Annotated in this window: 10 protein-coding genes and 1 pseudogene; 6 read left to right on the plus strand and 5 right to left on the minus strand. The window is 74.2% G+C overall.

All coding sequences use genetic code 11. The annotated features are described in order from the left end of the window. From NH602_RS23255 to NH602_RS23270, 4 genes and pseudogenes are all read right to left on the minus strand, one after another. A pseudogene (locus tag NH602_RS23255) lies at nucleotides 1-275 on the minus strand (hypothetical protein); the annotation flags it as partial. A gap of 63 nt (nucleotides 276-338) precedes the next feature. Continuing rightward, nucleotides 339-1,787 carry a cell wall metabolism sensor histidine kinase WalK gene (locus NH602_RS23260; RefSeq protein ID WP_237453421.1) on the minus strand — a complete coding sequence of 483 codons (1,449 nt, stop codon included), beginning with the start codon at nucleotides 1,785-1,787 and terminating at the stop codon, nucleotides 339-341. A 5-nt stretch (nucleotides 1,788-1,792) separates the two neighbouring features. Beyond that, complete coding sequence (locus NH602_RS23265) at nucleotides 1,793-2,488, minus strand: response regulator transcription factor (RefSeq protein WP_073577591.1); 696 nt, start codon at nucleotides 2,486-2,488, stop codon at nucleotides 1,793-1,795. Between the two features lie 77 nt (nucleotides 2,489-2,565). Then, on the minus strand, nucleotides 2,566-3,423 hold the full coding sequence (locus NH602_RS23270; protein WP_226364516.1) for an NAD(P)-dependent oxidoreductase: 858 nt from the start codon (nucleotides 3,421-3,423) through the stop codon (nucleotides 2,566-2,568). Nucleotides 3,424-3,556: 133 nt separating this feature from the next. Here NH602_RS23270 and NH602_RS23275 point away from each other — a divergent pair, with 133 nt between their 5' ends. Both NH602_RS23275 and NH602_RS23280 read left to right on the plus strand, forming a co-directional pair. Then, nucleotides 3,557-4,261: a DsbA family protein gene (locus NH602_RS23275; protein ID WP_253068903.1), complete on the plus strand. Its 705-nt coding sequence runs from the start codon at nucleotides 3,557-3,559 to the stop codon at nucleotides 4,259-4,261. 22 nt (nucleotides 4,262-4,283) lie between these two features. Then, on the plus strand, nucleotides 4,284-4,970 hold the full coding sequence (locus tag NH602_RS23280; protein ID WP_253068904.1) for an SGNH/GDSL hydrolase family protein: 687 nt from the start codon (nucleotides 4,284-4,286) through the stop codon (nucleotides 4,968-4,970). Nucleotides 4,971-4,976: 6 nt separating this feature from the next. Here NH602_RS23280 and NH602_RS23285 read toward each other — a convergent pair whose 3' ends face one another. Continuing rightward, nucleotides 4,977-6,176, minus strand: coding sequence for an MFS transporter (locus tag NH602_RS23285; RefSeq protein WP_253068905.1), 1,200 nt, complete (start codon nucleotides 6,174-6,176; stop codon nucleotides 4,977-4,979). Nucleotides 6,177-6,315: 139 nt separating this feature from the next. Here NH602_RS23285 and ppk2 point away from each other — a divergent pair, with 139 nt between their 5' ends. The 4 genes from ppk2 to NH602_RS23305 all read left to right on the plus strand — a co-directional run bounded on the left by ppk2 (nucleotide 6,316) and on the right by NH602_RS23305 (nucleotide 9,679). Continuing rightward, entirely contained in the window at nucleotides 6,316-7,113 is a 798-nt protein-coding gene (ppk2, locus tag NH602_RS23290; protein ID WP_253068906.1) for a polyphosphate kinase 2, read from the plus strand. Between the two features lie 91 nt (nucleotides 7,114-7,204). Beyond that, entirely contained in the window at nucleotides 7,205-8,299 is a 1,095-nt protein-coding gene (locus NH602_RS23295; RefSeq protein WP_253068907.1) for an SDR family oxidoreductase, read from the plus strand. A gap of 25 nt (nucleotides 8,300-8,324) precedes the next feature. Then, nucleotides 8,325-8,882 carry a TetR/AcrR family transcriptional regulator gene (locus NH602_RS23300; protein ID WP_179761107.1) on the plus strand — a complete coding sequence of 186 codons (558 nt, stop codon included), beginning with the start codon at nucleotides 8,325-8,327 and terminating at the stop codon, nucleotides 8,880-8,882. Between the two features lie 44 nt (nucleotides 8,883-8,926). Next, the gene (locus NH602_RS23305; protein ID WP_253068908.1) at nucleotides 8,927-9,679 is read left to right on the plus strand and encodes an FkbM family methyltransferase; all 753 of its coding nucleotides are present in this window, start codon (nucleotides 8,927-8,929) and stop codon (nucleotides 9,677-9,679) included. The last annotated feature ends 215 nt before the right edge of the window (nucleotides 9,680-9,894 follow it).

Genomic DNA, 9,894 nt, shown 5'->3' on the forward strand with positions numbered 1-9,894 from the left:
GTGTTCCCGGCCGGGCCGGCCTCGGCGCCGTCCCCGGCGCCCGGCGAGCCGGTGGCCGGAGCGTCGGTGACCCCGTCCGACGCGGACCCGTCGGTGGAGGACCCCGACGAGGACGACCGTGGCCCGTCCTCCTCCGGGGCGGCGTCGCCGGAGGACCCTGCCGGTCCCGCGGTGGCGGCGGGCCCGCCCTCGCGGCCGGCCGCGTCCCCGGAGGCCCCACCGGACGTCCCCGCTCCGGTGCGGGTCGGCTCGTCGGGCGGGTTGTCCTGGGTCATGCGTCCACCGTCCGTCGTCTCCGTCCGTCGTGTCACCGCTGTGTCACGTCGTGTCACACCAGGCTATGGGCTTTCCGGCTCCGCCACGTACCGGCCCGGCAGGGCCATCGAGAGCAGCGCACCGCCCTCCGGGGCGCGCCCGGCCCGCACCTCTCCCCCGTGCCGTGCCGCCGCCTGCGCGACGATCGACAGCCCCAGCCCGGAGCCGGGCATGGTCCGCGAGGTGTCGGCCCGGTAGAAGCGGTCGAACACGTGCGGCAGGTCTTCCGCGGCGATCCCCTCACCCGCGTCCGCCACCTCGATGACCAGCCACTCCGGCGAGATCGGCACCATCGACAGCCGCACCGTGCCGCCGGGCGGGCTCCACTTCACGGCGTTGTCGAGCAGGTTGAGTACGGCCCGTTCGAGGGCGCTGGCGTCGCCGTCGAGGATCCACGGGGTGCGGTGGACGTCGAACTCGACCTCCCCCGCGCGTCGCTTCACCCGGTCCAGGGCGCGGTCGACGATCTCGGTGAGCTCCAGTGCCTCGCTGGTCATGGTCGGGGCGTCGTCGCGGGCGAGCTCGACGAGGTCCCCGACGAGGTGGGACAGCTCCTCGACCTGGGCGCGGACGTCGTCGAGCAGCTCGGTGCGGTCCTGGGCGGGCAGGTCGGGGGTGTCCGGCCGGTCGGCGGAGGCGAGCAGCTCCAGGTTGGTGCGCAGCGAGGTCAGCGGGGTGCGCAGCTCGTGCCCGGCGTCGGCAACGAGCCGGCGCTGCTGTTCCCGCGACGCGGCCAGCGCGCCGAGCATCGTGTTGAACGACTGGGTGAGCCGGGCGAGCTCGTCGGACCCCGAGATGGGGATCGGGCGCAGGTCACCGGTCTTGGCCACGCGTTCGGTCGCCGCGGTCAGCCGCAGCACCGGCCGCAGCCCGGTCCGGGCGACGGCGACCCCGGCGAGCGCGGCCAGCACGACGCCACCCAGCCCGACGATCGGCAGCGCGGTGCCCATCCGGGTCACCACCCGGGTCATCGTGTCGAGCCGCTGGGCCAGCACCAGCGCGCGGCCGTCCCCTGCCCGGACCGCGACGATCCGGTACGGCACGCCGTCGAGCTCGGCGGTGCGGCCCGGCTGGGTCGGCCCGCCCTGGGCGACCTCGATCTCCGGCTCCCCCAGCGGCGGCCGCGACGACTCGTCCGCCGAGGTCGCCACGCCCGAGGAGTAGACGAGCGCGATGTGCAGGTCGGCCGCGCCGAGCACGTCGGGCGGGAGCGCGGCGAGCAGCCGCGGGTCGATCAGGTCGCTCTGCGCCGCGGCGTAGGCGCGCTGGCGCAGCGTCTCGTCCAGCGAGCTGGTGAGGTTCTGGCGCACGACGAGGAACGCGGCGGCGGACACGAGCAGCACCATCGCGGCGGCGACGAGTGCGGCGAGCACCCCGATCCGGGCGCGCAGCGTGAACCGCTCACGGTCCGGCTCGGCCGCGGGCCCGCGGCGCCACCAGCGCTCGGCCCGCTCCTCGTCGGGCGGGAGCAGCTGGGTCACGGCGGGGTGTCCCGCAGGACGTAGCCGACACCGCGCACGGTGTGGATCAGCCGGGGCTCGCCCTCGGCCTCGGTCTTGCGGCGCAGGTAGCCGACGTAGACCTCCAGGGCGTTGCCGCTGGTCGGGAAGTCATAGCCCCACACCTGCTCGAGGATCTGGGCGCGGGTCAGGACCCGGCGCGGGTGCGCGAGCAGCAGCTCCAGCAGGGAGAATTCGGTGCGGGTGAGGCTGATCGGCCGTCCGCCCCGGGACACCTCGCGGGTGTCGGGGTCCAGCGACAGGTCGCCGAAGGTGAGCGCGGGGCTGGTGCCCGCGTCGTCGTCGGCGTCGGGGGTGCGGCGGCGCAGCAGCGCGCGCAGCCGGGCGAGCAGCTCCTCCAGCGCGAACGGCTTGGGCAGGTAGTCGTCGGCGCCGGCGTCGAGCCCGGCGACCCGGTCCGACACCGCGTCGCGGGCGGTGAGCACGAGGATCGGGAGCGCGTCACCGGCGCTGCGCAGCCGCCGGCACACCTCCAGCCCGTCGACGCGCGGCATCATCACGTCCAGGACGAGCGCGTCGGGCCGGTCGGTGAGCATCTTGTCCAGCGCGACCTGGCCGTCCTCGGCGAGGTCGACCTGGTAGCCGTTGAAGGCCAGCGAACGACGCAGCGAGTCACGGACCGCCTTGTCGTCGTCGACCACCAGAATGCGCATGGGCGCCAGTCTCGCCGACGGCTCTGAGAGGAACCTGAGCAGGCCCTGATCAGCGGATGGTGATCAGCGCCCGCTGATCAGGACGCCTTGTAGGCGGCCGCCATGTCGTCGCCGCCGTGCCCGCGCTCCGACGCCCGCCGCAACCGGTCCCGCACCGCGGGCGCGACGTCGAGCCGGGTGCCCGAGGCCTCCGCCGCGGCGACGATCAGGCCCGCGTCCTTGGCCGCGTTGTCGACGGTGAAGCTGGGCGTGAAGTCGTCGTCGAGGATCGCCTTCGCCTTGTTCTGCAGGTAGGGCAGGTCCAGCGGACCGCCGGCGACGGCGTCGAGGAAGGCCTGCGGGTCCACGCCGAGTCCCTGGGCCAGCGCGACGGACTCCCCCGTCGCTGCGGTGATCGCCAGCACCCAGCTGTTGGCGACGAGCTTGAGCCGGCTCGCCTGGGCGGTCGTGTTGTCCTCGGCGACCCAGACGGTCTGCCTGCCGACGGCGTCGAGCACCGGGTCGACGACCGGACGCGCCGCGGGGTCGCCGGCGACGAACACGACGAGCTGCCCGGACTCGGCGGGCGCTCGGGTGCCGAGCACCGGCGCGTCGAGCAGGGTCAGGCCGTGGCGCCCGGCGATCGCGCGGAGCCCGTCGAACGGCTCGACGCCGACGGTGGTCGTCTGCAGCCACACCTGGCCCGGCGCGAGACCGCCGGCGGCCTGCTCCAGGACGGCGGTGACGTCGTCGGCGTCCCCCAGCATCGTCACGACCACGTCGGCGCCGCGCACGGCGTCGGCCGGATCGGTGTGCAGGGCCGCGCCCGCGTCCGCGAGCGGCTGCGCCTTCGCCGCGGTCCGGTTCCAGACCCGCAGGTCCAGCCCGGCCGCGAGGATGTTGTGCCCCATCCCGGCGCCCATGATCCCGGTTCCCAGCAGTGCCACGGTCGTCATGGACCCACCGTAGGTCGATCTCCGTGGGAGCGCCGACGCACGCCGGGCCGTGTGGTCCGGAGCGGTCCGTCGCGGGTCGGGCCCCGTCGCGCCTGCGCGGCACTGCAGGCACCCCGAACGGGTACCCGGTGGGATGAGCGACGACATCGAGTTCTTCTTCGACCCGATCTGCCCGTTCTGCTGGGTCACGTCCCGCTGGGTGGTGGAGGTGGGCCGCCTTCGCGAGCTGGCGGTGCACTGGCGCCCGTTGCCGCTGGCGATGCTGAACGAGGGCATCTCCTACGAGGAGCGGCGGAAGGTCTCGGAGTCCTACCCGGACTCCCACCTCCGCGGCCTGGAGATGCTGCGGGTGATCGCCGCGGCCGAGGCGGTGGCGGGCCCCGGGGTCGTCGGGGACCTCTACACCCGGTTCGGCGAGCTGGTGTGGGACTCCCCCGCACCCGACGGCGAGGGCTTCGACCCGGTCGTGCGCGTCATGGCGCAGCAGCGGGACCTGCGTCCGGTGCTGGAGGACCTCGGCCTGGACCCTGCCCTGGCCGACGCCGCGACGGGCACCGACCTCGACGAGGGCCTCGCCGCGAACGTGGCGGAGGCCCGGCGGCGGTGCGGCGACGACGTCGGCACCCCGATCCTGTCGTTCTCCCCGCCGGACGGGCCGGCCCTGTTCGGGCCGGTGATCGACTCCGTGCCGTTCGGCGAGGACGCGCTGCGGCTGTGGGACGCGACGTACACCCTCGCCACCTGGCCCGGGTTCGCCGAGCTCAAGCGGAGCCTGCGGTCGTTCCCCGACACCCCGCTGACCGCGCGGATCGCGCACGGGGAGACGACGGTGCGATGACGGTCTCTGCTTCACTGGGGACGTGACCGACGCGGGCGATCTCGGCTTCTCCAACCGGACCGGGCGCCCGCCGGGCCGGGTGATCACCGCGGTGTCCCGGTTCGTGCCCGCGATCCGCCGGGTGCAGCAGCAGATCGAGCCCTACGCCGCGTACTGGGAGCAGCGCAACCGCACCGAGCTCGCCCGGACCGGGCCGCTGTGCGTCGCGCTGGGCGACTCGATGGCCCAGGGCGTCGGCGCGTCGGCCCCGGAGTGCGGCTGGTTCGGGCAGCTGGTCGGGCTGCTGCCGGGCTGGCGCACGGTCAACCTGTCCCAGTACGGCGCGCGCGTCGACGACGTCCTCGACGCGCAGCTCCCGGCGGCGCTGCGGCTGCACCCGGACCTGCTGCTGTGCCTGATCGGGTCGAACGACCTGATGCAGCCCAAGCACCAGGAGGGCGTCGGGAGCCGGTACGCGGCCCTGCTCGACCGGCTCCCGCGCGGCACGGTCGTCGGCAACCAGCCGGGCACCTTCGCCGCGGCGGTGCAGGTCAACGGCCTGATCGACGACGCCGTGCGGCGCCGCGGGCTGGTGCTGGCCGAGCTGCGGGACCCGCGGACGCGGCACTGGCGCGGCAAGCTCGCCTCCGACCGGTTCCACCCCAACGACCGCGGTTACGCCGCCATCACCGAGGTGTTCGCCGAGGCGCTGCGTCGCGCCGGGCACTGAACCCCGTCACACCGCCGCGGCGACACCGCGCGCCCGGGACGCCGCCGTCCGGTCCCCACGCCCGGCCAGCACCGCGACGACCAGCCCGACCACGGCCAGCCCGGCCGCGACGACGTTCGGCGAGGCGTAGCCGAACCCGGCCGCGATCACGATGCCGCCCAGCGCGGCCCCGATCGCGTTGGCGACGTTGAAGGCGGCCTGGTTGGCCGCCGAGGCCAGGTTCGGCGCGTCACCGGCGCCGCTGATGATCTGCAGCTGCACCGCCGGGACCAGCGCGAACGTCGTCACGGCGAAGGCGAACAGGGCGACGACCGCGGTCGCCTGGTTCTGCAGGGCAGGCACGAACAGCAACGCGACGACGGCGTCGGCGACGAGTGCGCCGTAGATCGTCGGCATGGTCGCGATGTCGGCCAGGCGGGCGCCGACCAGGTTCCCGACGGTCATGCCGACGCCGAACAACGCGAGCAGCAGCGTGACCTCGGTCGGGGTGAAACCGGCGACCTCGACCAGCATCGGCGTGATGTAGCTGTAGGTGCTGAACAGCGCGGCCCCGCCGACCGTCGCGACCAGCAGCGCCGTCCACACCGGACGGTGGGTGAGGGCGCGCAGCTCGGCGCGCAGGCGCACCTGGGTGGCGTCGCGGACGTCGGGGACGCAGGCGGCGACGGCCAGCGCGGCGACCGCGGCGATCACCCCGACGACGCCGAACACCGGCCGCCAACCGAGCTGCTGGCCGAGCAGGGTCCCGACCGGGACGCCCGCGACGTTGGCCAGGGTCAGCCCGGCGAACATCGTCGCCATCGCGCGGGCCCGGCGGTCGGCGCTCACGAGCCCGCCCGCGACGACGGCGCCGATCCCGAAGAAGGCGCCGTGCGGCAGCCCGGCGAGGAACCGGGCGGCGAGCACCGGCAGGTAGCCGGGCACGACGGCGGACAGCACGTTGAACGCGGCGTAGCCGGCCATGAGTCCGATGAGGACGTGCTTGCGCGGGAACCGGTTCGCCGCCGCGACCAGCAGCGGGGCCCCCACGACGACGCCGACCGCGTACGCCGAGATCAGCCGGCCCGCGCCGGGGATGTCGACGGCGAGCCCGCCGGCGACGTCGGGAAGCAGGCCCATGATCACGAACTCGCCGGTGCCGATGGCGAAGGCGCCGACGGCGAGTGCGGCGAGCGCGAAGGCGGCACGGGTGGTGACGGCACGCATCGGGTGCCTCCTCCGGGACGTGGCGGGACAGGGAGGCGGCGTCGTCGTCGCAAATAAACACGCTAGACGAGTAAATAGGCGACGCGCCAGCCCACCGCGCTGTCCGCCACGTCACCCCGCCTTCTGGTTGGCTGGGCCGGTGAGCACCCCGAAGCTGCCGCGCAAGGTCTACGACGCCGAGCTGCTCCGCCTGCAGGGCGAGCTGCTGCAGATGCAGGAGTGGGTCCGGGCGTCGGGCGCACGGGTGGTCGTGGTCTTCGAGGGACGCGACGCCGCGGGCAAGGGCGGGGCGATCCAGCGGGTCACCCAGTACCTCAACCCGCGGTTCACCCGGATCGTCGCACTGCCCGCGCCGACCGAGCGCCAGAAGGGGCAGTGGTACTTCCAGCGCTACATCGAGCAGCTGCCCGCGGCCGGCGAGATCGTGCTGATGGACCGGTCCTGGTACAACCGCGCCGGCGTCGAGCGGGTGATGGGGTTCTGCACCGAGACCGAGTACCGCCGCTTCCTGCGCCAGGCGCCGGTGTTCGAGAACATGCTCGTCGAGGACGGCATCCACCTGCGCAAGTACTGGTTCTCGGTCAGCGCCGAGGAGCAGGCGCGGCGGTTCGCCGAGCGGCTGGAGAACCCGCTCAAGCAGTGGAAGCTCTCGCCGATGGACCTCGAGTCGATGACCCGCTGGGACGACTACTCCCGCGCCCGCGACGACATGCTGATCCACACCGACACCGAGTACGCACCGTGGTGGATCGTCGAGGCCGAGCAGAAGCGCAACGCGCGGATCAACATGATCCACCACCTGCTCGGGTCGATCCCCTGGGAGCCGGTGGCGCGACAGGTGCTGACGCTGCCGGACCGGAAGCCGTCGACGGGCTACGAGCGCCCGCCGCGCGAGGTGCAGCGCGACGTGCCCGACCACGCGTCGACGCTGATCTAGGTCACACCCACCCGGACGGTACGGCCGGTACCGGATACCGTCCCGACGAGCGACGATGCGGCACGGACGCCGCGCGAGAGGCGGTGCACCCGTGGGTGTCGTGCTGTTCACCGGGTTCCCGGGGTTCCTCGGGTCGGCCCTGCTGCCGCGGACGCTGCGCCGCGCGCCCGACGCGCGCGCGGTCGCACTGGTGCAGGCGAAGTTCCTCGACCAGGCCCGCACGACGCTGGCCCGGATCGAGCGCGAGGCGCCGGAGATCGCCGGGCGCACCGACCTCGTCGTCGGGGACATCACCGTCGACGGACTGGGACTGGAACGGGCCGAGCGCGAGCGCCTGCTCGGCGGACCGCTGGAGATCTTCCACCTGGCCGCGGTCTACGACCTCTCGGTGCCGGCGGACGTCGCCTGGCGGGTGAACGTCGAGGGCACCCGGCACGTCGTGCGGTTCGCCGAGGCCGCGTCGCAGCTGGCCCGGCTGCAGTACGTGTCGACCTGCTACGTCTCGGGCCGCTACGACGGCATCTTCTCCGAGACCGACCTGGAGCTCGGCCAGCCCTTCGCCAACCACTACGACCACACCAAGCACGAGGCCGAGCGCGTCGTGGCGAAAGCCCGCGACGCCGGCCTGCCGGTGTCGGTCTACCGGCCCTCGGTCGTCGTCGGGGACTCGGTGACCGGCGCGACGCAGAAGTTCGACGGCCCCTACTACCTGCTCCAGCTGCTGGCCCGGCAGGGCCGGACGGCGTTCGCGCCGCTCCCCCGCGCCGCGTCGCGGACCCGGTTCAACCTGGTGCCCTCGGACTACGTCGTCGACGGGATCGCCGCGCTGGCCGGGCACGGCCCGGCGGTGAACCGGACGTTCGCGCTGGCCCAGCCGGCCCCGCCGACGGTGACCGAGATGTGCGAGGTCTTCGCCGACCGGCTCGGCAAGCAGCTGCGCGTGGTGCCGATGCCGGTCGGGCTCGCCGCGTTCTCCATCGACCACGTACCCGGCGTCGGACGGCTGTTCCAGGTCCCGTCGAGCACGCTGGAGTACCTGACCCACCCGTCGCACTACGACACCGACGCGACGACGGCGATGCTCGGCGGGCTCGGCGTCCACTGCCCGCCGTTCACCGGGCACGTCGACGCGATGGTCCGCTTCTTCAGCGCGAATCCGCAGGTCGGAACGGCTGCGATGGTCTGACGCCGAGAGGTCTACCGTCTCCGGCGTGGCCATCGAGCGGAACGACGTGCTCCTCGCGGCCGCGACCGTGCTCGTGCAGAACCCGGCCGCGTCGATGTCGGAGATCGCGACCGGCGCCGGCATCAGCCGGGCGACCCTGCACCGGCTCGTCGACGGCCGGGAGGCCCTGCTCTCCGAGCTCAGCGAGATGGGCGTGGAGCGCGGGATCGCCGCGATCCGGGAGGCCCGGACCGACGAGGGCGACCCGATCGAGGCGGTGCGCCGGGTCATCGTCGGCCTGCTGCCCTCGGTGGACCTGTGGGTGCTCGCCGAGCGCATCCAGTCCAGCGACGAGGTCCTGGCCCGCTACGCCGAGATGGACACCCTGCTCGTCGAGCTGTTCCGGCGCGGCCAGCGGAGCGGGGCCTTCTGCGTGACCCAGTCCGCGACATGGATGACCGAGGCGCTCTACGCCCTGCTGACCCGGGCGGTGCTCGCCGCGCACGACGGCAGGCTCGGCCGGCAGGAGATCGTCGGGGTCACCGAGCGGACGCTGCTGGCCGGGGTCGTGGAGACCGCCGGCCGCAGCCCGGCCACCCCCTGACCGTCGAGTCCGTTTCCTCCTCGTTCGTCCACTACGCTCGGGGCGTGCTCACCCGTGCCTCCGGCATCGCCCGCTCGCTCGCGACCTACCACGGGATCCCGGGCCGGCAGCGCCGGATGCGCCGCTTCTACTCCGCGTTCCTGCGTCCCGGCGACCTCGCCTTCGACGTCGGCGCGCACGCCGGCAACCGGGTGTGTGCCTGGCGGGCCCTGGGGGCGCGGGTGGTCGCCGTCGAGCCGCAGCCGGACTTCACCCGGCTGCTGCGCCTGTTCTTCGGCCGCGACGACGCCGTGACCGTCCTGCCCCTCGCGCTCGGCGCCGCGGCGGGCACCGCCCGCCTCGGGGTCTCCCGCGCCACCCCCACCGTCTCGACGCTGTCGCAGCGCTGGCGCGACACCGTCGCCGACGACGCCGGGTTCAGCCGGGTGACCTGGGACTCCTCGATCGAGGTGCCGGTCAGCACGCTCGACGCGCTCATCGCCGAGCACGGCGTCCCGGCCTTCTGCAAGATCGACGTCGAGGGCTTCGAGGCCGACGTCCTCGACGGGCTGTCGCGCCCGCTGCCCGCGCTGTCGGTGGAGTACCTGCCCGCCGCGCACGACGCGACCCTGGAGTCGCTCGCCCGCATCGAGGCCCTGGGCCGCTACGTCTACCGCTACTCCCCCGTCGAGACGATGACCTGGGACACCTCGGCCGGTGACCGCTGGGTCGACGCCGCCGAGCTCCGCGCCCTGCTCGACCGGCGCCGCCCGCTGGGCCGCTCGGGCGACGTCTACGCCCGCCACGTGCCCGCCTGACCGCACCGCCGGGTCGCTCACCGGACAAGTCGGGCATGCTGGACACCTGATGCTCCGGAAGACCCACGGCACCGCCGCCACCGCCCCCGTCGCCCTCCAGATCGCGGCGGGCGCGGCGCTGCTCGCGGCCGTCCTCACCGTGCTCGTACCGACCACCGGCGCCGGCGCCCTGCGGGTCACCGGCGCGGCCGTCGTCGGCGCCGTCGCCGCGGCGC

The organism is Pseudonocardia sp. McavD-2-B (genome assembly GCF_024124365.1).
GTDB classification, from domain to species: domain Bacteria; phylum Actinomycetota; class Actinomycetes; order Mycobacteriales; family Pseudonocardiaceae; genus Pseudonocardia; species Pseudonocardia alni.